This is a genomic window from Roseateles sp. P1_C1_2, assembly GCF_056406535.1.
Window position 1 is genome coordinate 177,128 of sequence record NZ_JBFUAB010000005.1, and the last position, 22,999, is coordinate 200,126.

General features: G+C 67.5%; 27 protein-coding genes. 12 read left to right on the forward strand and 15 right to left on the reverse strand.

Features of this window, described 5'->3' with window-relative positions; all coding sequences use genetic code 11:
* Positions 1–3: 3 nt before the first annotated feature.
* From AC1D2H_RS06685 to AC1D2H_RS06710, 6 genes are all read right to left on the reverse strand, one after another.
* Positions 4–426, reverse strand: coding sequence for an N-acetyltransferase family protein (locus tag AC1D2H_RS06685; protein WP_478010371.1), 423 nt, complete (start codon positions 424–426; stop codon positions 4–6).
* Positions 427–519: 93 nt separating this feature from the next.
* Entirely contained in the window at positions 520–885 is a 366-nt protein-coding gene (locus tag AC1D2H_RS06690) for a hypothetical protein (protein WP_478010372.1), read from the reverse strand.
* Between the two features lie 117 nt (positions 886–1,002).
* Complete coding sequence (locus tag AC1D2H_RS06695) at positions 1,003–1,722, reverse strand: DUF1223 domain-containing protein (RefSeq protein WP_478010373.1); 720 nt, start codon at positions 1,720–1,722, stop codon at positions 1,003–1,005.
* A gap of 90 nt (positions 1,723–1,812) precedes the next feature.
* The gene (locus AC1D2H_RS06700; RefSeq protein WP_477933272.1) at positions 1,813–2,247 is read right to left on the reverse strand and encodes an Sbal_3080 family lipoprotein; all 435 of its coding nucleotides are present in this window, start codon (positions 2,245–2,247) and stop codon (positions 1,813–1,815) included.
* Between the two features lie 165 nt (positions 2,248–2,412).
* Complete coding sequence (locus AC1D2H_RS06705; RefSeq protein ID WP_478010374.1) at positions 2,413–3,090, reverse strand: OmpW/AlkL family protein; 678 nt, start codon at positions 3,088–3,090, stop codon at positions 2,413–2,415.
* Positions 3,091–3,118: 28 nt separating this feature from the next.
* Complete coding sequence (locus AC1D2H_RS06710; protein ID WP_478010375.1) at positions 3,119–4,288, reverse strand: SGNH/GDSL hydrolase family protein; 1,170 nt, start codon at positions 4,286–4,288, stop codon at positions 3,119–3,121.
* A gap of 426 nt (positions 4,289–4,714) precedes the next feature.
* Between AC1D2H_RS06710 and AC1D2H_RS06715 the strand changes: the two genes are divergently transcribed.
* From AC1D2H_RS06715 to AC1D2H_RS06725, 3 genes are read left to right on the forward strand one after another with little or no spacing between them, the layout of a single operon-like run.
* Positions 4,715–5,032, forward strand: coding sequence for a nucleotide pyrophosphohydrolase (locus tag AC1D2H_RS06715; RefSeq protein ID WP_478010376.1), 318 nt, complete (start codon positions 4,715–4,717; stop codon positions 5,030–5,032).
* Positions 5,032–5,733: a 3'-5' exonuclease gene (locus AC1D2H_RS06720; protein ID WP_478010377.1), complete on the forward strand. Its 702-nt coding sequence runs from the start codon at positions 5,032–5,034 to the stop codon at positions 5,731–5,733. The genes AC1D2H_RS06715 and AC1D2H_RS06720 overlap by 1 nt, the downstream gene beginning before the upstream one ends.
* Before the next feature lie 44 nt (positions 5,734–5,777).
* Complete coding sequence (locus AC1D2H_RS06725; protein WP_477933281.1) at positions 5,778–6,296, forward strand: N-acetyltransferase family protein; 519 nt, start codon at positions 5,778–5,780, stop codon at positions 6,294–6,296.
* A gap of 372 nt (positions 6,297–6,668) precedes the next feature.
* Here the strand turns inward: AC1D2H_RS06725 and AC1D2H_RS06730 are convergent, their stop codons facing one another.
* On the reverse strand, positions 6,669–7,712 hold the full coding sequence (locus AC1D2H_RS06730; protein WP_478010378.1) for a hypothetical protein: 1,044 nt from the start codon (positions 7,710–7,712) through the stop codon (positions 6,669–6,671).
* A 126-nt stretch (positions 7,713–7,838) separates the two neighbouring features.
* On the opposite strand from AC1D2H_RS06730, the gene AC1D2H_RS06735 reads away from it, so the two are divergent.
* The 4 genes from AC1D2H_RS06735 to AC1D2H_RS06750 all read left to right on the forward strand — a co-directional run bounded on the left by AC1D2H_RS06735 (position 7,839) and on the right by AC1D2H_RS06750 (position 10,051).
* The gene (locus tag AC1D2H_RS06735) at positions 7,839–8,807 is read left to right on the forward strand and encodes a helix-turn-helix transcriptional regulator (protein WP_478010379.1); all 969 of its coding nucleotides are present in this window, start codon (positions 7,839–7,841) and stop codon (positions 8,805–8,807) included.
* Between the two features lie 93 nt (positions 8,808–8,900).
* On the forward strand, positions 8,901–9,209 hold the full coding sequence (locus AC1D2H_RS06740) for an ElaB/YgaM/YqjD family protein (protein ID WP_477933287.1): 309 nt from the start codon (positions 8,901–8,903) through the stop codon (positions 9,207–9,209).
* Between the two features lie 159 nt (positions 9,210–9,368).
* A complete protein-coding gene (locus AC1D2H_RS06745; protein WP_477933289.1) occupies positions 9,369–9,749 on the forward strand; it encodes a phage holin family protein in 381 nt (126 codons plus the stop codon).
* Positions 9,746–10,051, forward strand: coding sequence for a hypothetical protein (locus AC1D2H_RS06750; protein WP_478010380.1), 306 nt, complete (start codon positions 9,746–9,748; stop codon positions 10,049–10,051). Before AC1D2H_RS06745 ends, AC1D2H_RS06750 begins: the two co-directional genes overlap by 4 nt.
* On the opposite strand, the gene AC1D2H_RS06755 is transcribed toward AC1D2H_RS06750, so the two are convergent.
* The 5 genes from AC1D2H_RS06755 to AC1D2H_RS06775 all read right to left on the reverse strand — a co-directional run bounded on the left by AC1D2H_RS06755 (position 10,048) and on the right by AC1D2H_RS06775 (position 14,231).
* A complete protein-coding gene (locus AC1D2H_RS06755) occupies positions 10,048–10,464 on the reverse strand; it encodes a GFA family protein (protein WP_478010381.1) in 417 nt (138 codons plus the stop codon). The genes AC1D2H_RS06750 and AC1D2H_RS06755 overlap by 4 nt on opposite strands.
* 97 nt (positions 10,465–10,561) lie before the next feature.
* Positions 10,562–11,443, reverse strand: coding sequence for a hypothetical protein (locus AC1D2H_RS06760; protein WP_478010382.1), 882 nt, complete (start codon positions 11,441–11,443; stop codon positions 10,562–10,564).
* Positions 11,444–11,450: 7 nt separating this feature from the next.
* Complete coding sequence (locus AC1D2H_RS06765; protein WP_478010383.1) at positions 11,451–12,035, reverse strand: cob(I)yrinic acid a,c-diamide adenosyltransferase; 585 nt, start codon at positions 12,033–12,035, stop codon at positions 11,451–11,453.
* Positions 12,036–12,081: 46 nt separating this feature from the next.
* Positions 12,082–13,143, reverse strand: coding sequence for a fatty acid desaturase family protein (locus AC1D2H_RS06770; protein WP_478010384.1), 1,062 nt, complete (start codon positions 13,141–13,143; stop codon positions 12,082–12,084).
* Between the two features lie 2 nt (positions 13,144–13,145).
* Positions 13,146–14,231 (reverse strand): ferredoxin reductase, encoded by a 1,086-nt coding sequence (locus AC1D2H_RS06775; RefSeq protein ID WP_478010385.1) that lies wholly within the window; start codon positions 14,229–14,231, stop codon positions 13,146–13,148.
* Positions 14,232–14,358: 127 nt separating this feature from the next.
* Between AC1D2H_RS06775 and AC1D2H_RS06780 the strand changes: the two genes are divergently transcribed.
* Entirely contained in the window at positions 14,359–15,006 is a 648-nt protein-coding gene (locus AC1D2H_RS06780; RefSeq protein WP_477933302.1) for a TetR family transcriptional regulator, read from the forward strand.
* Between the two features lie 34 nt (positions 15,007–15,040).
* Here AC1D2H_RS06780 and AC1D2H_RS06785 read toward each other — a convergent pair whose 3' ends face one another.
* Complete coding sequence (locus AC1D2H_RS06785; protein ID WP_477933304.1) at positions 15,041–15,217, reverse strand: hypothetical protein; 177 nt, start codon at positions 15,215–15,217, stop codon at positions 15,041–15,043.
* Between the two features lie 89 nt (positions 15,218–15,306).
* On the opposite strand from AC1D2H_RS06785, the gene AC1D2H_RS06790 reads away from it, so the two are divergent.
* The 3 genes from AC1D2H_RS06790 to AC1D2H_RS06800 all read left to right on the forward strand — a co-directional run bounded on the left by AC1D2H_RS06790 (position 15,307) and on the right by AC1D2H_RS06800 (position 18,520).
* A complete protein-coding gene (locus tag AC1D2H_RS06790; protein ID WP_478010386.1) occupies positions 15,307–16,713 on the forward strand; it encodes an FAD-binding oxidoreductase in 1,407 nt (468 codons plus the stop codon).
* 20 nt (positions 16,714–16,733) lie between these two features.
* Positions 16,734–17,021 (forward strand): hypothetical protein, encoded by a 288-nt coding sequence (locus AC1D2H_RS06795; RefSeq protein WP_478010387.1) that lies wholly within the window; start codon positions 16,734–16,736, stop codon positions 17,019–17,021.
* A 65-nt stretch (positions 17,022–17,086) separates the two neighbouring features.
* Entirely contained in the window at positions 17,087–18,520 is a 1,434-nt protein-coding gene (locus AC1D2H_RS06800; RefSeq protein WP_478010388.1) for a cytochrome P450, read from the forward strand.
* Positions 18,521–18,568: 48 nt separating this feature from the next.
* On the opposite strand, the gene AC1D2H_RS06805 is transcribed toward AC1D2H_RS06800, so the two are convergent.
* Positions 18,569–20,779 carry a TonB-dependent receptor gene (locus AC1D2H_RS06805; protein ID WP_478010389.1) on the reverse strand — a complete coding sequence of 737 codons (2,211 nt, stop codon included), beginning with the start codon at positions 20,777–20,779 and terminating at the stop codon, positions 18,569–18,571.
* A 187-nt stretch (positions 20,780–20,966) separates the two neighbouring features.
* Between AC1D2H_RS06805 and bla the strand changes: the two genes are divergently transcribed.
* Positions 20,967–21,842, forward strand: coding sequence for a class A beta-lactamase (gene bla / locus AC1D2H_RS06810; protein ID WP_478010390.1), 876 nt, complete (start codon positions 20,967–20,969; stop codon positions 21,840–21,842).
* Here bla and AC1D2H_RS06815 read toward each other — a convergent pair.
* Positions 21,839–22,987, reverse strand: coding sequence for a GGDEF domain-containing protein (locus AC1D2H_RS06815; RefSeq protein ID WP_478010391.1), 1,149 nt, complete (start codon positions 22,985–22,987; stop codon positions 21,839–21,841). The genes bla and AC1D2H_RS06815 overlap by 4 nt on opposite strands.
* Between the last annotated feature and the right edge of the window lie 12 nt (positions 22,988–22,999).

Consider the following 22,999-nt stretch of genomic DNA (forward strand, 5'->3'; position numbering starts at 1 on the left):
CAATCAGTCGCAGATCAGCACCACATAGGCGCCGTGCTCTGATTCACCCCTGCCCACCTCGCGCCAACCGGCCCTGGCATAAAAGGCCAGTGCCCGGGTGTTGAGGCTCACGCACTTCAGCCGCCACGGCTTGGGCAGCCAGGGCTGGAGCGACGCCAGCAATTGCTGCCCCACACCTTCGCCCCGCACCAGCGGGTCTACATAGAGATGGTGAATGAAGGGATCGCCCACCTGCACGGACACCAGGCCAAGCACCTGGCCATCATCGCGAACCGCGACGTGAACCTCCTCGTTCACGGACACATCGGCGAAGCGGAGAGACCGCTTGGCGCTGTCCGGCAGCCAGTCGGCATTGGTGATGGCTTCGGCGTAAAGGGTTTGCAGTGCTGGGGCGTCTTCAGCCAAGGCTGGGCGGATGGTGAGCAATGGACGAGAAGTTCAAGGTTGCGGATGCGCCGCTGACCGCCAGCAAGCGGTAGGCGACAAGCCCGAGTTCCTCAATCCTAGGCGTGGAATCCGTCAATCGCGGCAGTAGCCTTCGCCGGCCTTCACGATCAGGCAATCGCGCTTGTCTGCCAGCCACTTCATGCCGGTCTCGGGGCCGGTGCCGGCACGGACGGTTTCGAGCACGCCATCGCGGGTGAACAAGAGCGTGCCGGAACCGCCCTTGGCATCGAAGCTGCGCGGTCCATCCAGGTTCTGTACCGTGAGGCTGTAGGTGCCAGGCCCGCCGGTGATCTCCAGATAGGTGCCTTCGGGTCCTTGCCATTTGCCGACCCAGGCGCTGGACGGCGCCGAAGCGGCCGGGGCCGACGCCGGCGGTGCCATAGGCGCATCGGCGGGCTTGCTGCAAGCACTCAAGGCGGCAAGGCCGRCCATCAGCATCACGAGGTTCTGGCGTCRCATGGCTGCGCGGGAATTTGCTGGGATGACCGAGTTTGAGCGCATGCCATGTCGGGCGGTGTCGGAGGACTCCCCGTCATGCACGAAACCCGAGCCGCGTCAGCAACCGATCTCGACCGCCTGCAGCACGCTGCCGTCGCGGGCATCGGCCGCCACGGCTATCCAGCGGCTCGGATGGCCCGGCTCCGCGGCATTCACCGGCACCGACCATTCGCCTCGTCCACGCCCGTCCCAGGCTGGCAGCCGCGCGTAGTCACGCACGACGCTGTCATGGCTGAGCGTCTCGCCGCGGTTCTCGCCAGCGCGAACGCGGCTCTGGTGACCATCCTCGACGCGAACCCACCAGAGCTGGATGCGCGAGGGCGCACCAGTCAAGGCCTCGGCACTGAGCTTGAGTTCACCGCTGGCGCTGCGGCTCCAGGCCAGCCGCACGCGCGCCGGCTCGGTGCTCGCCGCCGGCAATGAGGCTCCGCGCCAATCCCGCCCGTTGACGACGATCTGCGGGGTGTACGCATAGCGCGAGCCGTTGACGCCGACGCCCTGCTTCTGGCGGTCAGTAAAGGCCGGGCTGGAGAAGCGGTCCGGCCAGCCCAGCCCGTTCCAGTAGTCGACGTGAAAGGCCACCGGGATGACGCCTCGCTGGCCTTTCAGCGAGCTCAGCCAGCGATCCGCCGGCGGGCAGGAGGAGCAGCCCTCGGAGGTGTAGAGCTCGACGACGCGCGGCACGGTCGCAGCGCTCTGGACGGTGGTGGCGACCGGACAGGTCTGGGCGATCACGAGGGGTGCGGCCAAGGCCAGCAGCAGAGGATGCAGCTTCATGCGACTGAGTCGCCAAGCCAGGACGCAACCTGACAGCCGGCAATGAAAAAGGGAGCCAAGGGCTCCCTTGCCATGCACCGGTGGAGCGGATCAGGCGCCAGCGCCGCCCGGGAACAGCTGATTGACCAGCTCGGTGATCTTCTTGTCGGCGTCGATGAACTTGCCCATATTGCCGCCGCCGCGCGTCGAGTCGTACTTGGCCTCACCGACCGGCTTGCCGTCGCTGTAGACCTTGATTTCCGCGTAGGCCATGTACATGGCCAGGTCCCAACGCCAGTTGGCCGTGTAGGTCGATGTGATCGGGCATTCGACCAGCGAGGCACCGGCCGGCAGCTGGCGCACCGCAAAGCCCTTGGCCGTCAGCGCACGCTTGTAGCTGTCCAGGAAGCCTTCCCTGACATCGCCGTTCTGCACGATGCAGATCTGCTTGGCCTGCAGCTTCTCGACGGGCTGCACGGTTTGATGAATGGCGCAGCCACTCAGGCTTGCGGCGGCTCCGATGGCCAGCCATGCGCGAATCGACATGATGATTTCCCTCCCGTTGGATGTTTGATCAGGTGCTCGCTCGCGGTCGGCGCGAACGGCGCGCGGACTATGCCGCCAAATGTCACCATCTGTGACGAGAACCACTCCCGGCACCATGAAAAAGGGAGCCCGCAGGCTCCCTTTTGCTGATCGGCCGGAGCCGGGTCAGAAGCGATAACCGATGCCGAACTTGATCGACACCGGGTCCAGCGTCGTTTCGATGGTCTGGCCGGTGGACAGGCTGCCCGTCGTCTTGATGAAGGTCTTGGTGACCGACAGGCTGGCGGACCAGTCCTTGGTGAGGTTGACGGCGCCGCCCAGTTCCATCGTCGTGCCGAAGCGGCTCTTCATGGACAGCGTGGTCGGGTTGCTCGGCGTGCCGCCGGTGATGCCCGACAGCGTGGCGGTGGACTTCGGCTTGAAGAAGTAGCCGTAGGTGATGCCTGCGCCGACGAAGGGGCGGAAAGTGCTGTTGGCTTCGCCGAAGCGGTACTGGGCCAGCAGCGTCATCGGCAGGGACTTGACCGTGCCCAGCTTGCCCACGCCCTCGATGGCGCCGGCGCCGACGACGTCGTGCTTGAACGGCAGCGCGACGGGCAAGTCGATGCTGATGTTGTCGGTCCAGTAGTAGGTGATGCCGCCGACGAAGGAAGAAGCCTTCTTCACGTCGACCTTGGTGCCGGCCAGGCTGGGTGCCGTCAGGTCACCGCTCTCGACATGGGGGTTGATCTGGGCGGCGCCGCCGTAGATGACGATGCTGCCGGCCGATTGGGCGAAGGCACTGCCTGCACCGAGGGACGCGATGAGGGCGGCCGCGGCACCGAGGAGGAACTTGGTTTTCATGGGTTATCTCCGTGTGTCGAGGCGCGGTTTACAGCCAGCCCTTGGTGGCCAGCGACTTGGCGATCAGCTGTTGGGTCAGCTGGTGGCCATAGGGCGTGGGGTGGAAGCTGTCGGAGAAGGCATAGCTCTTCCACCAGTCGGCGCCACCGCTGACGCCAGCGGGCGGTGCAGCAGACAGGGCCGCGGCCGTGCAGGCCGGGAAGTTGTACGTGGGCAGGCCGTCGCTGCCGACACCTGCGATGGGGCAGGCAGGTGTCTTGACGTTGCTCAAGCCAAACTGGGCCGGCGTGGCCACCTGATCCTGGAAGGCCTTGTAGAAGTCGATGACGATGACGTTGTCGTTGCCGGCGAACTTGGCGGCCAGTTCGGTATTGAAGGCCGTCATCCAGCCTTGGAACACGGCCTGCGACTGCGCGCGCGCCGTGGCGCCGGCTGTGCCGCCACCGCTGGCTGCGGCGATGCTGTCCAGCACCATCTGGAAGCGCGGCGTGTAGGTCACGTCGGGCATGTTCATGACCACGACATGGGTCGCGCCCTTGTCGAGCACGCTGGCCTTGATCTGGGCGTAGAACTTGTCGGCCAGGGCCGTCATGTAGGTGCCACCGATCTGGGCCGTCGTCGCGGCGCCACCTTGCAGGGCGGCACCGATCTGGGCGGGCGTCAGCAGCGTGCCGAGCAGGGCCGAATAGGTCTTGGCGGCGTCCTTGGGGATGGTCAGATAGGCGCCGACGAGGTCGGCCGCGTCATTGCCACCACCGTCGATGATGACGAGGTCGCTGGAGCTGTAGCTGCCGGCTGCTGCATAGGTGGCCATCTGCGTGCCCACATTGAGCGGGTTGGCCGCGCCGCCGGCACCGGTGTAGGTAATGCGGCCGCCGCCGATGGAGTAGTTGGTGCAGCCCGTCTTGGCCGTGTTGGCCGCGAAGGTCGTGCCCGTAAAGACGAAGAAGTTGCACAGCGTCTGGCCATAGTTGGCCGCGATGCGTTCAGCGTAGATCAGGTTGTCCGGGCTCTGGACAGTGAACTTGTAGCCGAAGGTGCCGCTGTCCTGGATGCTGTCACCAAAGACCTTGACCGCAGTGATGGAGATCTTGGGCGTCGTGTCGGCCGTGGCACCGCCACCACCGCAGCCGGCGACCAGCACACTGCCCAACAGCGCCACCGTGGCGGCAGCGATCCGGGTGAGGAAGGGTTTCATTGTTGTCTCCTAGGCGACACCGCAACATCGCAGTGCATTCAATTCGGGAGCGCAACTCTAGCCGCAGCTTTTTAGAACGATCGTTCGTTTTTCCCCTCAGTGCGCGTAAAGAAACAACGGTGAAGGCTTGAGGAAGGCCAGCCCGCGGCCGCCCGGGGCAAGTCTGTGGATGGCGCTGGGACAACTGCCCGGATATCCACAGGCTTCAGGCCTTTCGCGAAGTTGTACCCAATCGGGGGTCAATCCATCAGGCCTCGGCGCACAGGCTTGTGCGGCGGCCAAGCGCTTGTGCCCTAAGGACTTTTTGCGCTTGTCCACAGCGCGGGCGGCCCACTACTACGACCACTACCTTTGAAATCTTGAATACCGTTTAGGAATACATCGGACACTTTCGTCCGTGCAACGACCTGCATTCGCTCTCCCCTGATGGACATTCCGACCCTGCAGCAGCGCCTGCGCCAGTTCGCCGCCGACCGCGACTGGCAGCCCTACCAGACCCCGAAGAACCTCGCCATGGCCATGACCGTGGAGGCCGCCGAACTGCTGGAGATCTTCCAGTGGCTGACGCCCGAGCAATCACTGAGCCTCGACGCCGACCAGCGCCGCCATCTCGGTGAGGAGCTGTCCGACGTGCTGCTCTACCTCGTGCAGATCGCCGACCACGGTGGCGTCGACCTGGATGCCGCCGTCGAGCGCAAGCTGGCGATGAATGCGGTCAAGCACCCGCCCAAGAAGAAGTCTTGATGAAGATGATGGAAACCATCGCCGTCGTTGACTTCGAGACCACGGGCCTGGGGCCCAGCACGGGCGGTCGAGCCACCGAGATCGCGGCCGTGCTGGTGCGCGGCGGCATGGTTGTCGATGCCTGGAGCAGCCTGATGAACAGCGGCGCCTGGGTGCCGCCCCATATCCAGGCCCTGACCGGCATCAGCAACGAAATGCTGTCGGGTGCGCCGGATACAGCGAGCGTCATGCGCGAGCTGGCCCGCTTCACGGTGGGTTGCCCGCTGGTGGCGCATAACGCATCTTTCGATCGGGGCTTCTGGCAGGCCGAGATGGCGCGCGCCGGTGTCGCGCCCGACCCGGCCCATGAGTTCGCCTGCACGGTGCTGCTGTCGCGCCGCCTGTGGCCCGAGGCCAAGAGCCATGGCCTGGGTGCGATCACGCGGTTCCACGACATCCGCTTCGATGGCCGTGCCCACCGGGCCATGGCCGATGCCCGCGTGACGGCGGAGTTGTTACTGAAGGTTCAAGCCGAGGTCGCGAAGCGCTTTTCGTTGGACCTGGGCGACGCCGTGGTGGACCATGCCCTGATGCGGGAGCTGCAGCGCACGCCGCTGCGCTGGCTCAGGCGCGGCCTTGTCGAACACGTGAAGTCGCGAAGAAAGACTGCTGGAGCGCAGGAAAATTTTCTGTCAAGAGCTGACTCCGAGGCGATGGGCTAGGACAATCGCGCCCTTTCGTCCCCGTGCTATTGCTCAAGAGTTCCATGTCCGTGATCCAGGTTCGCCCCGCCACCCTGCGCGATGCCAAAGCCATCGCCGAGATTCACGTCGCTTCCAGCCAGGATGCCTACAAGGCGTTGCTGCCTGTGGCCGCGCTGGATTCGATGTCGGTGCAGAAGCGCCAAGCCTTCTGGCGCGAGGCCATCGACCTCTGCGAGCCGCAGGTCATCGTTGCCCATCTGGACAACAAGATCATGGGCTTCGCCGGCTTCGACCGTTCGCGCGACAAGGGCACGCCCGCCACCACCGGCGAGGTCTGGGCCATGTTTGCCGACCCCGTGCACTGGGACAAGGGCGTGGGCCTGGCGTTGTGGGATGCCACGCGCGACGGCCTGCAGGAAGAAGGCTGCACCAAGGCCACGCTGTGGTGCTATCTGCGCAACGAGCGCGCCCTGCGCTTCTTCGAGCTGGCCGGCTTCAAGCGTGAACTCGGCAGCGCCCGCACGACGGAAGTCGGCGGCGCACGCGTCGAAGAGATCCGACTGCATCGTTCGCTCGTCTAAGACCAGGCCCGTCCGCGCCAAGAGAAAGCGCCCCTCGGGGCGCTTTCGTTTTCATGCGTCGCTGTTTTAAGTATTTCGGGCCGAGCGCTGGGCCTGCCATGGGCCAGAGGCCCATGTCCTTCCGTAGGCACAAGCAGTCCGCAGGGACTGCTTGTGTCCGACTCCAGTTCACCTAGCCGGCCCGTTGGGCGATGTGCTTGAGGCGCAATGCCTCAAGCATCGCCGTCCCCGCGGGGGCTGAGGCCGGACACGGCAAGTCCTGTGGACTTGTCGTGCCTGCCGAAGAKCAGCCGCGTCGTCGGCTGCGCGGTCTGCAAGACCGTTCAGACACGTCCGCGTTCAGCTGGACGAGACTGGACGAGGGGTCGCAATTCATGCCGCGTAGCCGTTGCTCGCCAACGCCCAGCCGTCGGTGGCGTCGTCGTGGCGCTGGATGTGCACGGGGCTGAGCTTCTTGGCCGCCGCGCGCTCGACGAGGTTCTCGGCCTGCTCGGCCGTCAGCTGCAGCGCGAAGCGGGCCCAGCGCTTTTGCACCAGCGGCAGGGTCCAGGCGTCTTCCAGCGCCCAGCGGATCTGGTGCGGCTCCTGCAGCTCGGCGGCGGCCAGCACGCGCGGCGCCAGGGCGAGCAGGAAGCGGTTGAAGTCGGTGCGCAGGGTGTCGGTCGGCAGCAGCGCTTCCAGGCGGCTCAGGCGGGCGCTCCAACCCGGCGTGGCGAGCTGGCGCGTGACCAGGGCCTGCAGGGCCTGGATGGGGTTGAAGAGGCGCAGGCGGTTGGGCGGCAGCACGCGCAGCGGGATCAGCGCGGCTTGCTCATGGCTCAGCGGCGTGACGAAGCTGGCCAGCACGGCCAGGCGCTCCCATTCGGCTTCGGCCAGGCCGCCGATGCGGGTGATGGGGCCGGCGGCGCAGCTGGCGGCCATGTCGGCCAGGGCGGCATGGCCGCGGTGGCCCTTGGCCCGGTTGGCGCGTTGGCTCATGACGGCCAGATTGCCAGCCGCATAGCCGGCGTCGTCGCGGACGCGGTCGATGCTGGCGCTGTCTTCGTCCAGCAGCTCGCGGGTGATGGGGCAGTGCCGGGTGTCGAGCTGGGCCAGGTGGTGGGGCGTGAGCTGGATGTCCTCGAAGCTGCGGCCACGCGCCCAGGCATGGGTGCGCAGGGCCAGCCAGCGCTCCACCTGGGCGCTGGCCGGTGCGCGCACCGTGCGGCCGCGGCCGGCCAGCCAGCCACGCTGCAGCGGCGACTGCGGGTAGAGGTGGGCGATGGGCGGCGTGACGCCATGCAGGGCGTAGTCGCGGCCCAGGGCCAGGCCGGTGCGCTCATGGGCGCTGATGGCGACAGGGGCGTCGTCCATGTCCAGATCGAACTGGACCAGGGCGGGGCGGGTGGCGATCTGGGTGTTGATGACGGCTTGCATTTCGGAACTCCTGTCGTTGGGCTCGCCGATGAAGTTCGCGGCCTTGCAAGCAGTTTGCGAGCTACCTAGCTCATGAGATGATCCACCTCGAAAACACTGTAAATATTTTCAGGAAATTTCCCTGACATGGACCGCACCGAACGCTTCTACAAGATCGAACAGCTGATCCGTTCCAAAGGCTGCGTGTCCTTCGCGACCCTGCTCGAGGCGCTGGAGGTGTCGCCCGCCACGCTCAAGCGCGACCTGGCCTATCTGCGCGAGCGCATGGACGCCCCCATCGACTACGACGCCGCCGAGAACGGCTACCGCTTCGGCCAGCAGTGGCGCTGCGGCAAGCACGAGCTGCCAGGCGTCTGGTTCAACGAGGCCGAACTGCATGCCCTGCTGACCATGCAGCAGATGCTGGCCGGCCTGGACGAGCAAGGCGTTGTCGGCCGCCATCTGCAGCCGATGTTCGACAAGATCACCGGCATGCTGGGCGTGGACGCGGCCGAAGCGGACGAACTGCGCCGCCGCGTCAGGCTGATCGGCACGGCGCGGCGGCGCATGGCCAGCGACAGTTTTGAGACCGTGGGCAGCGCCGTCGTCAAGCGCAAGCGCCTGGCCATCCGCTACCGCAAGAAGCGTGACGGTGCCGGCAGCGAGCGCGAGGTCTCGCCGCAGCGCCTCGTCCACCACCGCCATGCCTGGTATCTGGACGCCTGGTGCCACGCCAGCGACGCCTACCGCCGTTTCGCCCTCGACGGCATCGAGGCTGCGACCTTGCTGGAGACCGATGCCAAGCCCGTGCCGCTGTCCGAGCTGGAAGCCGAGCTGGACCAAGGCTACGGCATCTTTGCCGGCGGCACGACGCGTGAGGCGGAGGTCGTGTTCAGCGCCGGCACAGCCGCCTGGGTGTCGCGCGAAGAGTGGCACCCCGCCCAGCAAAGCGAATTCCTGCCCGATGGCCGCTGGCGCCTGCGCCTGCCCTATGTAGACGACACCGAGCTGCTGATGGACCTGCTGCGCCATGCCGGCCAGGTCGAGGTCGTGGCGCCCGCGGCGCTGCGCGAGGCGTATGCGGCGCGCCTCAAGCAGGCCGCCGCGGCCTTGTAGGACAAGTCCGCTTCATTCGTGGTGGTGCGTGTTGCGTGCGAGTCAATCGCGTTAGGCTTGCCCTGTGTTTGATCCCCGACCGAGGAGCCAGCGATGAGTGACACCACCCAGGCGAAGGAAAAATTGGCCAGCGATTTCCGCGCAGTGATGGACGACATCGACGCGCTGATGACGGCCACGACCAACAAGGCGGATGGCGAGGTCAAGGCCTTGCGCGCCCGTATCCAGGACCGGCTGTCCGGCGCCAAGGAGAAACTGCTGGATGCGCAGCATGAAGCTCTCCAGCGCGCCAAGGATGCTGCAACTGCGACCGACGATTACGTCCATGCCAATCCTTGGCAGGCGATTGGTGCTGCGGCCGCCGTTGGTTTGGCACTTGGCGTACTGATCGGTCGCCGTTGACGTCATTGAAGCCCCTCGTCCAAGGTGTACCTTGGCCGGTCCCCCGCGGGGACGGCGATGCTTGCCGGATCGACCGGCAAGCACATCGCCCAAGGCGGGCCGGCTTGGGAGCGGCCCGGCGCTCGGCCCGCGAAGCCATGTGTCTCGGGCTGAGCTGACATGAGCGACGCCAAGGAACCCGTCTCCGCACCGCTGCGGCGGCTCGGCGTCTCGTTGTTGACGCTCAGCCGCATCCGGCTCGAGCTGTTCGCCATCGAGGCCCAGGAGGAGAAGGAGCGCATCGCCAGCCTGCTGCTGTGGGCCGTGCTGGCCGCGCTGCTGGCGGGCTTTGGTCTGCTGATGGGGCTGGTGCTGATCACGGTCGCCTTCTGGGACGACCATCGGCTGCTGGCCCTGGGCGGCGGCACGGTCGTGCTCATCGCCGCTGCCGTCGTCGCCGTGCTCAAGGTGAAGAAGCTGATCGACCAGCCGGCCAGCCTTTTCCAGTCCAGCATCGGTGAGCTGCGTGCTGACGCCGATGCGCTGCGGCGCCGGCCATGATTCCCAGGATCCCGGCCGACCCCCGGCAGCGCAGTGAGCGCAAGGCCAATCTGCTGCTGGCTTCCGAGCTGATGCGCGGCCAGGCCGCGCTGTCGGTGGACGATATCGGCCAGCGCGCCGACGGCTGGGTGCGGCGCATCCTGTCCTGGCGCGATTTGCTGTCCAACCCCATCGTGCTCGCCGCAGCCGGCGGCGGTGCGGCCTTCTTCGCCGGTGCCGGGCCGGACCGTCGCGGCAAGCTCTGGCGCGGCCTGCGCTGGGCCTGGCTGGCCTACAAGGTCTGGGGCCGGCGCAAGCGTTAGGCCAGTGGGCTGTCGCGGCCCCGCGTATGAGCCGGGATGCTGTCCAGTTCGGGCAGCCAGGGCATCGCCGAGTCTTTCCAGACCTGCATCACGGGCTTGAGCTGGGCGCGTTCGTTGACGCAGCCCAGGCGGATGTTCAGGGTCTTGGGTTCGTCCGCCTCGGTAGCGAACAGCTGCGTACCGCAATCACCGCAGAAGGCCTGTGCGCGGCGGTTGCCACTGGCCGCGACCTTCACGTAATTCTTGGGCGAGCCCTGCAGCTCGACCTGATCGACCGGGATGGCCACCACGGCGCGGAAGGGCCCGCCCGAGATGATCTGGCAGTCGGCGCAGTGGCAGGCAAACACCTTGCCAGGGTCTGCCGTCGCCGAGAAACGGATGCTGCCGCAATGGCATTGGCCGGTGATCTTCATGGAACAACTCCGAGGGTGCGATGGGCGGCCGGGTGCAGCCGCTTCAGCCGCGGGTTGCCGCCAGTAGACCGCATTCGCGCCTGGGCCGTCGAGGGCTTCAGGATTTGCGCTGCGCGTCGGGCAGGGGCAGGACGCCGAGCTGCTGCAGCACGACGATGATGAACAGCGCGATGCACAGCAGCGTGGCGCTCACGCAGGTCAGCAGTCCGGACAGCAGCCAGGCCTGGGTGCTGCGGAACTCCTCCTCGTGGGCCTGCCAACCCGTGATCTCGCCGGGCGCCAGCAGGTCCAGCATCAGCAGGCTGCAGCTCGCCAGCGCGGGAATGATCATGGCCATCAGCGCGATCAGCCAGACGCCGGCGTCGCGCCGGGCGTTCTCGGCGTGCAGCCGGCCCGCCTTGTGCAGCAGGAAAAGGCCGGCCACACACCAGCCTACCGTGATGGCGCACCACCTGCCGATGGGATGGGTGAGCAGGAAGCGCTGCAGCGTCTCCGAGGCCAGCAGATCGTGCAGGCGCTGGGTCGTCAGCAGGCCGACGCGGCCATCGGTGTAGGGCAGCAGTCCCAACTCCTCGCTCATGCCGACGGCGGCAGCCAGCACCCAGAGCCACAGCGCGACCCACCACAGGTGGCGCCGCGCCCGCTGGTAGGAGAGCTCGTTGTCGCGCCGGTCGTGGTGGTCGACGATGGCCACCGAGCAGGCGGCGGCGCTGGCCAGCGCGGCAAGCGAAAACACCAGGGCCGGGATGCCGCTGAAGTGCAGCGGCACGCCCACGAAGAAGAACATGTGGCCCGACAGCACGCCGATCAAGGCCCAGGAAACCCAGGTCAGGCTGACCAGGCCCAGCAGCACGCGCTGCGCGGCCGGCACGTGGTTGGCAACGTAATGGGCGCGCGGCCGGCCCCATTGGGCATGCAGGCGTTCCTGGTGCGCTCGCAGCGGGCGCGTGTCCTGGTAGTCGTCCGGCTCGGCGGGCAAGGGGGCCTCAGTTCTCGGCCGCGTCCAGTCGCTTCATGCGCTCGCTCTGCCAGTAGACATCGTCGCCGCCCAGGCCGTCGAGATTGGCGCGGTTCAGCACGCGGGCCAGCACGAAGAGCAGATCGGACAGGCGGTTCAGATACTGGCGCGGCGCGGCGCGCACGGCCTCGGCAGCGGCCACCTGGATGACGGCGCGCTCGGCACGTCGGGCAATCGTGCGGCAGACATGGGCGATGGCCGCGCTGCGCGTGCCGGCCGGCAGGATGAATTCCTTGAGCCGCGGCAGATGCTCGTTGTAGTGCTCCAGCGCCTCGTCAAGCCGCAGCACGGCGGCGTCCTTCAGCAGCTCGCCGCCCGGCCAGGACAACTCGCCGCCGAGGTTGAAGAGCTCGTGCTGGATGGTGACGATGAGGTCGCGGACGTCGTCGGGCAGGGGCTCGGCCAGCAGCAGGCCGAGGTTGGAGTTCAGCTCGTCGACGTCGCCCATGGCCTGCACGCGCAGATGGGTCTTGGGCACGCGGCTGCCGTCGGACAGGCCGGTGGTGCCGTCGTCGCCGGTGCGGGTGGCGATCTGTGAAAGTCGGTTGCCCATGATGGCGGTGCAGGTCGGTGATCGGACCTGCATCCTGCCTGAATCTTCAGGCCACGGCGGCCTTGGGCGGCAAGGTGTTGACCAGGATGCGCTTCATCACGGTGAGGTACTGCCTGAACAGGCTGCCGGTGTTGTAGCGCAGGCCGTATTTGCGGCACAGCGCCTGCACCTGCGGCGCGATCTCGACGTAGCGGTGCGCCGGCATGTCGGGGAAGAGGTGGTGCTCGATCTGGTGGCTCAGATGGCCGGTGAGGATGTGAAAAGCACGCCCGCCGGTGAGGTTGCTGGAGCCGGCCAGTTGGCGCAGATACCAGTCGCCACGGGTCTCGTTGAGGCAGTCTTCCTGGCGGTAGATGGCCACGTGCTCGGTGAAGTGTCCGCAGAAGATCACCACATAGGTCCACAGGTTGCGGATCAGGTTGGCCGCGAAGTTGCCGGCCAGCACGCGCGGCGCGCTCCACAGCGCCAGCGCCGGGAACAGCAGATAGTCCTTGAACCACTGCTTGCCCACCTTGCTCAGGAAGCGGTTCAGGCGCTCCTTGAACACCGGCTTGGGGATGGCGCCATGCTTGTAGCGACCCAGCTCCAGGTCGTGGGAGCCGACACCGTACTGAAAGCCCAGCGCCAGCATCAGGTTGGCCAGCGGCTGCAGCCAGTGGCGCGGTTTCCATTTCTGCTCGGGCGTCATGCGCAGCAGGGAGTAGCCCAGGTCGCGGTCCTTGCCGAGGATGTTGGTGTAGGTGTGGTGGGTGACGTTGTGGGAATGGCGCCAGGCCTCGCCGTCGCAGGCGATGTCCCACTCGAAGGTCTGGGAGTTCAGCGCCGGGTCGCCGGTCCAGTCGTACTGGCCGTGCATGACGTTGTGGCCGATCTCCATGTTGTCCAGGATCTTGGCGTGGGCGAGGGCCAGCACGCCGGCGATCCAGCTCAAGGGGCCGACACCGAAATGCAGCAGCGCGCGGCCACCCACCTCGCTGATGCGGCAGATGGCAATCATCTTGCGGATGTGATCGACATCGGCCTGGCCGAGCGAGTTCATCACGCCGGCGCGGATGGCATCGAGCTCGGCCTGGAATTCGTCGACTTGGGAGCGGGTCAGGGTGTGCATGATCAAAGATCCAGTTCGAGGTCGGAGCGGGCGGCGCTGACGCACAGCCGGATCAATTCGTTGGGCGCGCTGGACAGCTCGCCCGTGTGCAGGTGCTGCACCGTGCCGCTGCGCTTGACGCATTGGCAGGAGCGGCAGATGCCGATGCGGCAGCCATGCTTGGGCGCCAGGCCGGCGGCCTCGGCCTGGTTCAGCAGCGGGGCGGCGCCGAGCGACGCGAAGCCCGTGGCGCTGCGCAGCAGCTGGATGTGAACGGGCGCGCTCAATGGCTCGGCTGCCAGCGGGGCGGCGGCAAAGCGCTCGCTGTGCAGCGGTGCAGTGATGCCGTGGGCCTGCCAGTGCGCATGCATGGCATCCATCAGCGCGGCCGGGCCGCAGACCCAGGTGGCGCGCTCGGCCAGGTCGGGCACCTGCGCCTGCAAGGCGGTCGGCGTGAGGCGGCCGGCGCTGGCAGTGAAGTGCTGAATCAGGCCCAGCCCCGGCAGGGCCGCCAGCTCGGCAGCAAAGATCTGCTCGGCGGGGCTGCGGCAGCTGTGCACGAAGACGACGCGGTCGGCCGCGCCGCGCGCCTGCAGTTCGCGCAGCAAGGCCATCACCGGCGTGATGCCGCTGCCGGCGCTGAGCAGCAGGATCTTGTCCGGCAGCACGGCCGGCAGCACGAACTCGCCCATCGCGGGGCCGAGCGTGAGCACATCACCCACGTGCACGCTCTCATGCAGATGCGTGGACACCAAGCCCTGGCGCTTGACCGTGATGGCCAGCAGGCGCGAGCCCGGGCGCGAGGTCAGCGAATACATGCGTTCGTGGCGCCGGCCGTTGATCTCCACCGTCAGGCTGACGAACTGCCCAGCGCGTGCGCCACGCCACATCGCGTTGGGGCGCAGCAGCAGCGTGCGGGTGTCGGCCGTCTCGGCGATGCACTTGACCACCCGTGCCTTCACCTGATGCAGGGACAGCAGCGGGTGCAGGGCCTGCAGGCTGTCCTCGACCGCGCTCTCGCGCACGATGGCCGCCACCCAGGGGTGCTGCAGCGCCGTGCGCAGCGGGCGGATCAGGGTTTCGAGGCGGGCGGGGTGGCGCGTTTGCATGCTTGCATTGTGTACGTTCGTACACAAACAGACAAGCCACTCAACCCGGGCGGTACTCCGTTGCTGTGCACAAATAGGCAGACGGACGGGGTGAAGCTACGATACGAGTGTTCACAAACCAGCCACCATGTCCGACACCGCTGCCGACAAACTGTCCCGCGCCGAGCGCAAGGACCTCACCCGTGCCAGCCTCACCCAGGCCGCGTTGGCGCTGATGGGCGAGGGGCGCAGCTTCACCAGCCTGGGCATCCGCGAGATCGCCCGCGAGGCGGGCATGGTGCCCAACGGCTTCTACCGCCACTTTCGCAACACCGACGAGCTGGGCCTGGCGTTGGTGGAGGAGGTCGGCATCAGCCTGCGTCGTCTGCTGCGCGAGGCGCGCCAGGGCGGCGCCGCGCCGGCCGACCGCGTGCGCGTGTCAGTCGAGGTCTATTGCAGCTATGTGCAGCAGCACCGGCTGCTGTTCCTCTTCATCAGCAGCGAGCGCGGCGGCGGCAGCCGCATCCTGCGCCTGGCCATCCGCAACGAGGTGAGGCACTTCACCAACGAGATGGCACAGGACTTCCGCGCCATCGGCGCCTACCCGGACATGCCCACCGCCACGCTGCAGATGGTGTGCGGCCTGATCGTCAACACCATGCTGGCGGCCGCGCCGGAGATGCTGGACCTGCCGCCCCAGCAGCCGCTGCTGGAGGCCGAGATGATGGACAACTTCGTGCAGCAGCTGCAGGTGGTGCTGCTGGGCGCGGCGGCGTGGCGGGTCAGCCCCGGCTGAAGCCGGCGCTGCGCCTGAATGCCGCCTTAGGCGCTCAGAGCTCGTTCGTCGGGTCGTGAGCCGCCATCTTCAGCGGGGGTGGTTGGTCGGGCCGCTGTGTGCCGATGAACAGCTCGCGCCAGCGGGCGACGAGCATGTCCGGGCGAATCGCCGCAAGCACGATGAGGATCGCCGCGACGATCAGCAGCAGCCAGGTCAGGGTGGGGTCCATGCAGATCTCCCAATTTCACTGTGAGGCCCATGCTGTCACCATGGCGCCGCCGCTGCAACACAATCTTTGTGTCGCCCCTGGAGCCGCCGATGAACGCGCCCGACCACTTTTCCCCTGCCGCGCCGCTGCCGGCCGCGCTGCTGGATGCCCTCAAGGCCGATTTCACTGAGCGCTGCTCGATCGCGCTGGCCGTTCGCGAACAGCATGGTCGCGATGAATCGGTGTTCGACGTGCCGCCGCCCCAGGCCGTCGTCTTTGCCGAGAGCGAAGCCGAAGTGGCGCGCGTGGTGGCACTCTGCGCGCAGCACCGCGTGCCGGTCATTCCCTACGGCGCCGGCTCATCGCTCGAAGGCCATCTGCTGGCCGTGCAGGGCGGCATCAGCCTGGACGTGTCGCGCATGAACCGCATCCTGCGCATCGACGCCGAGGACCTGACGGTGACCGTGCAGCCCGGCGTGACGCGCAAGGCGCTGAACGAGGCGCTCAAACACGAAGGGCTGTTCTTCCCTATCGACCCCGGCGCCGATGCGTCTCTGGGCGGCATGGCCGCCACGCGCGCCAGCGGCACGAACGCCGTGCGCTACGGCACCATGCGCGAGAACGTTCTGGCGCTGCGCTTCGTGTCGGCCAGTGGCGAAGTCGTGCGCAGCGGCTCACGGGCCAGGAAAAGCAGTGCCGGCTATGACCTGACGCGCCTCGTCATCGGCAGCGAAGGCACGCTGGGCGTCATCACCGAGTTGACGGTCAAGGTGCATCCGCTGCCCGAGGCCGTGTCGGCGGCGGTCTGCTTCTTCCCCAGCATCGACGCCGCCGTGCGTACGGCCATGCAGATCATCCAGATCGGCGTGCCCATCGCCCGCTGCGAGCTGCTGGACGCCAACGCGATCAAGGCCGTCAACGCGCATGACAAGCTGGGGCTGAAGGAAGCGCCCATGCTGCTGATGGAATTCCACGGCAGCGAAGCGGGCGTGGCCGAGCAGGCGGCGGTGGTGCAGGACGTTGCCGCTGATCACGGCGGTGAGGCCTTCGAGTGGGCGACGACGCCCGAGGCGCGCACGCGCCTTTGGACCGCTCGCCACCACGCCTATCTGTCGGGCCTGCAGATGCGCCCGGGCTGCCGCGCGGTGACGACCGACACCTGCGTGCCCATCTCGCGCCTGGCCGAGAACATCAACGCCTCCATCGCCGAGGTCGAAGCCGCCGGTCTGCCCTATTTCATCGTCGGCCATGTCGGCGACGGCAACTTCCACATGGCCTATCTGCTGGATCCGGTTGATCCGCAGGAGCTGGCGACAGCCGAGCGCCTGAGCGCGCAGATGGTGGCGCGGGCGATTGCGCTGGAGGGCACCTGCACGGGCGAGCATGGCATCGGGCTGCACAAGCAGGGCTTCCTGCTGGACGAGACCGGTGAGGAGGCGGTGGCGCTGATGCGGGCGGTGAAGCAGGCGCTGGATCCGCTGGGGATCCTCAATCCAGGGAAGATTTTTACCGCTTGATGATTTCAAGCCGAGCCGTCATGAAGGGTATTCCCCTCTCAGGGAGCGTTCAGGAAGTGCGTTGGTTGGTCCGCATGTTGGCGATGTTTTCGGCTCTGGCGTTTGTCGCTGCGCTGGCCGAAGCCATCAATCCGTCAGCCCCTCCTTTCAAAGGACGTTGGGCCTGGTTATGGGAGGCTTCCCATTTGCTGCTGGGAAGCTGGGGCTTGGTTTCCTTATGGCTGCTGCTGGGCGTCGCACTGGCATGGGCTGCCAGGTTTGTGTGGCGCCATACGCCGAAATTGCCGTCAGACCGATGGCTTTGGTGAGCGAGGTTATCGACCTCCACAAACTGAACGAGGCTGATGAGGAGCCCGCCTCCTAAACTGCCCCGATGGACACCCTCGCCGCCCCTCCCATTGGCGCGCTGCGCCAGTTCGATGATTTGCCTGGCCCGCGTGGCGTGCCGGTGTTCGGCAATCTGCTGCAGATCGACTCGACGCGGGTGCACCAGCAGGTCGAGGCCTGGTGCGAGGAATTCGGGCCCATCTTCAAGCTCAAGCTGGGCAAGCGCCGCCTCGTCATCGTCGGTGACCACGAGCTGATCAGCACCGCCCTGCGCGACCGGCCCGATGGCTTCCGGCGCACGCAGAGGCTCGAGGACGTCGGCCGCGAGATGGGGCTGAGCGCGGGCCTGTTCGCTGCCAACGGCGAGGTCTGGAAGCGCCAGCGGCGCATGGTCATGGCCGGCTTCGACCCGGTGCATGTGAAGCGCTACTACCCCTTCCTGCTGCGCGTGGCCGAGCGCCTCATCGGCCGCTGGCAGATCGCGGCGCGCGAGGACAAGACCATCGCTCTGCAGGCCGATCTGATGCGCTTCACGGTCGACGCCGTCGCCGGCCTGGCCTTTGGCGAGGACGTCAACACGCTGCAGTCCGACGAGGACGTCATCCAGCAGCATCTGAACCGCATCTTTCCGATGCTGTTCAAGCGCATGTTTGCGCCGCTGCCCTTGTGGCGCTGGTGGCCGTCGGCCGAGGACCGCGCGCTGACGCACAGCGTGGCCGAGATCGATGTCGCCGTGCAGGGCTTCATCGCCAAGGCGCGGGCCCGCTTGGCGGCCGACCCGGCCTTGCATGCCCAACCCGGCAACCTGCTGGAGGCCATGCTGGTGGCCGCCGATGCGCCCGACAGCGGCATCGACGACGCGCAGGTGGCCGGCAATGTGCTCACCATGCTGCTGGCCGGCGAGGACACGACGGCCAACACGCTGGCCTGGATGATCTGGCTGCTGTGGCAGCACCCCGAGGCGCTGGCCCAGGCGCAGGCCGAGGTGGACCGCGTCTGTGGCGATGCCGGCCTGCCGAGCCTGGAGCAACTGGGCGCGCTGGATTTCGTCGAGGCCTGCGCGCACGAGACCATGCGGCTGCGGCCGGTGGCGCCCCTCAACAACTTGCAGGCCGTGCGCGACACACGCGTGGGCGACGTGCAAGTGCAGGCCGGCATGATCGTCATGGCCGTGATGCGCCGCGATGCCACCAGCGCGCGCCACCTGCCCAACGCCACCGCCTTCGACCCCGCACGCTGGTTGGGCGACGCCAAGCAGGCCGGCGCCGTCAAGCGCCTGTCCATGCCCTTTGGCGCCGGGCCGCGCATCTGCCCCGGGCGCTATCTGGCGCTGATGGAAATCAAGCTGGCCATCGCCACGCTGCTGCGCCATTTCGACCTCACCGCCGTCGACACGCCCGACGGCCAGGCGCCGCGCGAGCATCTGCAGCTGGCCATGGGGCCGGTGGGGCTGTCGATGCGGCTGCGCTTGCGGGCCTGAACGAAAAACGCCGCCCGAAGGCGGCGTCGCTGAAGCAGCAGGCGAGGCTTAGAACAGCGCCTTGAACTGCACGCCGTAGGTGCGCGGGTCGTTGATGAAGCCGGTCAGGTTGTTGAAGTCGATGGCGCCGGTGACACGGACCTGGTTGGTGATGTTGCGGGCGAAACCAGCCACTTCGTACTTGCCGTTGCCCCACAGATAGCCCACGCGCAGGCCGCCTTCGGTCAGGCTCTTGCCGGTGAACTCGGTCGCCTCGTACAGGAAGAAGTTGACCTTGGAGCGGTAGGCCCAGTCGGTGTAGACATAGACCTCGTCGCCACTGGCCAGCGGGATGCTCCAGCGCGCGGTGAGGTTGTAGGTCCACTTGGGCGCATTGGGCAGGGCGTTGCCGTCGATCATGGCGTTGCCGTTGACGACCGGGTCCAGCACCGTCGGGAAGCCGGTGCCCACCTTCAGCGAGCCGCCGGGCGGCACGCCCAGGCCTGGGTCCTTGAGCTTGGTGTTGTTCAGCGAGCCGCCCATCGTGACGGTGAAGTCCGGCGTGATCAGCGCTTCCAGGTTCAACTCGGCGCCGTTGCCAGTGGCCTTCTTGGCGTTGAGCAGGCGGGTCGCATTGACGCTGCCGCCGACGGCCGTCAGCTGCAGGTCCTTGACGGTGTAGCTGAACAGCGAGCCGGACAGGCGCAGCGTGCGCTTGAGCAGTTCGCTCTTGAAGCCGACTTCGTAGCTGTTGATGCTTTCCGGGCCGGCCTGCGACTGCGGGCCGAAGGCCGAGGCGTTCTGGATGGACGAGGCGCGGAAGCCGTTGGCGACGCGGGCGTAGAGGTTGGTGTCGGCGTCGAGCTTGTAGCTCAGTGCCAGGTCGCCGCTCCACTTGCCGTCGCTGGTGGCGGCCGTCTTGCCGTTGGCGGCGTTGACGGTGCCGGTGGTGGCCAGGTCCTTCTTGTCGTGGGTGTAGCGCAGGCCGGCGCGCAGCTGCAGCGCGTTGCTCAGGTTGTAGTTGACGGAACCGAAGCCGGCATAGGCCTTGTTGCTCTGGCTGGTCAGGATCTCGCTGCGCACGGCATGGGTGGCGGGGTCGTAGTCGATGTTGTCGATGACATAGCGCTCATCGAACAGGTAGACGCCGGCCTGCCAGCGCAGCGGGCCGGCTGCTGCCGACTCCACACGCACTTCCTGCGACAGCTGGCGGTGGCCGTCCATGCGGCTGGCCGTTTCGCTCTGGAAGGGGATGAAGCCCGGGCCGGCCGTGACCGAGCCGCTGGCCGCGTGGCCGCCGTCGATGTCGCCGCGCGAGAAGGGCTTGACCTTCTCGTAGCCGCTGATCGAGTAGATGTTGATCTCGGGCAGCGACCATTTCAGACGCAGGCTGCCGCCGGTTTGTTTCAGCGTCTGCTCGTTGACGCCACCGATTTCCATCTTCTCGGGGTCGAAGCCGTCGACGAGGTCATTCGTGCCGCGCTTGATGATGTTGGCGCGGAACAGGCGCGGGCTGCCGTCGAGGTCGCGCACATGGATGTTGGCCAGGGCGCTGAACTGCTTGTGCGGCTCGAACAGCACTTGCGCGCGCACGGCGTTGTCGGTGTAGCCCTCGGTCTTGGGCGTGACCTGGCCGGCCAGCGTGTTCTTGGCCCAGTCGCTGCGGCGCTGGCTCTGGCCGGAGATGCGGGCGGCCCAGTCGCCGGACAGCGGCAGGTTGGCGGCGCCTTCGAGGTTGAGGGTGCCGTAGTTGCCGACGGTGACGCTGGCGTAGCCGTCCTGCTTCTGGCTGGGCTTGACGGAGTCGAACTTGACGACACCGGCCGGCGTGTTGCGGCCGAACAGCGTGCCCTGCGGGCCGGCGACGACTTCGACCGCGGCCGTGTCGAAGATGGGGAAGCCCTTCAGGATGGGGTTCTCCTGGATCACGTCGTCCACCACGACGCTGACGGGCTGCGAGGCGTTGAGGCGGAAGTCGGTGTTGCCATAGCCGCGGATGTAGAAGCGCGGGAAGGCGCGGCCGAAGCTGGACTCGATGTTCAGGCTGGGCACGCGGCCGGACAGGAAGCGCAGGTCCTGGCCGCCGGAGGCCAGCACGTCGAGTTTCTCGCCGCTGATCTTGGAGACGGCGTTGGGCACGTCCTTGATGTTCTCGGCACGGCGCTCGGCCGTGATGACGACGGTTTCGAGCTGGCTGCGGTCCTTGGGGGCTTCCTGGGCCAGGACGGGCAGGGCGGTGCTCAAGGCGAGGGCCAGGAGGCTGAGGCGTGGGACGTACATCGGGCAACGACTCCAAAAAAAAGCGGCCCCAACTGCAGGGCCGGCGGCGATTGTGCGGACCGCGCCATGGCCTGGCGGCCGTCATGACAGCGTTGTTGCGCAAGTCTGACGGAGTAGTCAGTTTCTCGACGGGCGACGCTGGTGCCCTCGCACCAAGGCCAGGCAGGGGCGCACGAAAATGCGGCGCATGAAACGTCGCACCCTGCTGTCTCAACTGACGGGCCTGAGCGCCCTGCCCGCCTGGCCGGCCCTCGCGCGGCCCGCACCGGTCCCCGACTTCGCTGCGCTGGAGCGCGGTGTGCAGGGGCGCCTGGGCTTTTTCGCCGTCGACACCGGCAGCGGCCGCACGCTGGCCCATCGGGCCGACGAGCGCTTCGCCATCGCATCGACCTTCAAGATCCTTCTGGCCGCCCGCGTGGCCCAGGGCGTGGAGGCCGGGCGTTGGGGCTGGAACGACGCCGTGTCGCTGCAAGAGGGCCAGCGCGTGCCGCATTCGCCGGCCTTTGACCGCTATCTGCCGCGCGGCCACGCGACGCTGGCCGAGCTGGTGCAGGGCATCGTCGTCGAGAGCGACAACCCCTGCGCGAATGTGCTGCTGCGCCACTGCTGTGACTCGCCCGCCGGTTTGACGGCCTGGCTGCGCGAGCAGGGCGACACCGTCACGCGCCTGGACCGCTTCGAGACCGAGCTCAACGAGAACGCGCCCGGCGACCCGCGCGACACGAGCACGCCGCGTGCGTTTGCGAAGACGCTGCAGCATCTGCTGCTCGGCCCGGGCCTGAAGCGCGCCAACCAGGCGCGGCTGTGGGCCGACCTGCAGGCTTCGCGCACGGGGCTCAAGCGCCTGCGCGCCGGCGTACCGGATGCGAGCTGGCGCGTCATCGACAAGACCGGCAGCGGCGCCCGTGGCGCGGCCAACGACGTGGCCCTGGTCTTCCCGCCGGGCAGCCGCTCGCCCTGGGTCGTCGTTGCCTTCCAGTCGGATGCCAAGGCCTCGACGGACCAGCTCAACGCGGTGCATGCCGAGGCGATGCGCCTGCTCGTGCAGGCTTGGGCAGGCTAAGCCAGCGGCGCGAACTCGCTGACCGTGCGGTCGCGCCCGGTCTGCTTGGCCTGGTAGAGGGCCCGGTCGGCGCGTTCGATGGCCAGGTGCAGGTCCTCGCCCGGCGCGCATTCGGCCACGCCGGCCGAGAAGGTGATGCGCAGGCCCGGCACGATCTTGTCGAAGCGGCTGCCGGCCAGCGCCTCGCGCAGGCGCTCGACCAGGGCCGCGGCCGTGTCGGCGCTGGGCTGCGGCGTGACGACGAGGAACTCCTCACCGCCCCAGCGGCCGGCGAAATCGGTGCTGCGCAGCGTGCCCTGCAGGGTGCCGGCGAAATGACGCAGCACCGTGTCGCCCACGCCATGGCCGTGGCGGTCGTTGACCAGCTTGAAGTGATCGATGTCGATGAGCACCAGGCTCATGGTCTGGCCGCTCTGCCGTTGGTTGAGCTGCTCGGCGGCCAGGCGCTCGCTGAGGTGGCGGCGGTTGCTGATGCGGGTGAGTTCGTCGTGGTGGGCGAGGTACTGGATGCGCTCCAGCGCCGCGCGCAGCTCCGTCGTGCGTGCGCCCAGCTTGGCGCGCAGCTTGGCCATGTTGACCGACAGCACCGACACCGCCGTCATCAGGATGGCCGCGAAGCTGAAGTGCAGCACCTCCACGGCCGGCGGGAAGCGTGCCGGGTCCGTGCTGGCGCCATAGACCATGGCGGCGCCCAGTGACACCAGCCCGAACAGATAGAGGCCGAAGGCCTGGCGCTGCGACAGCACGAACATGCCCCACACCAGGTTGAGCAGCATGATCGCGATGATGGCGCCACGCAGCGGCGGGTCGATGGCATAGCCCCAGGCCGTGATCAGCACGCCGAAGACCGACTGCGGCAGCGTCAGCGACGAGTCGCCGCCCAGATGGAGGCTCAGGCCCGTGCGCACCAGCAGATAGAAGGCCGTGATGCCCGCCAGGCTCAGGGCGCTGACCCAGATGCCGGGGCCGGCGTCCATCAGGCCCTGGTTCACCTGCACGGCCACATTGAGCGCGAACAGCCCATAGACCACCACGGCCAGCAAGGTCAGCTTCACCGCACCGCGGCCCTGGCCATCGGGGCCTAGCAGCCAGCCCACCCAGCGTGACGGCGCGGGGTTGGCGATGGTGGGTCGCTCGGGAGGCATGGGGCGCCGAGG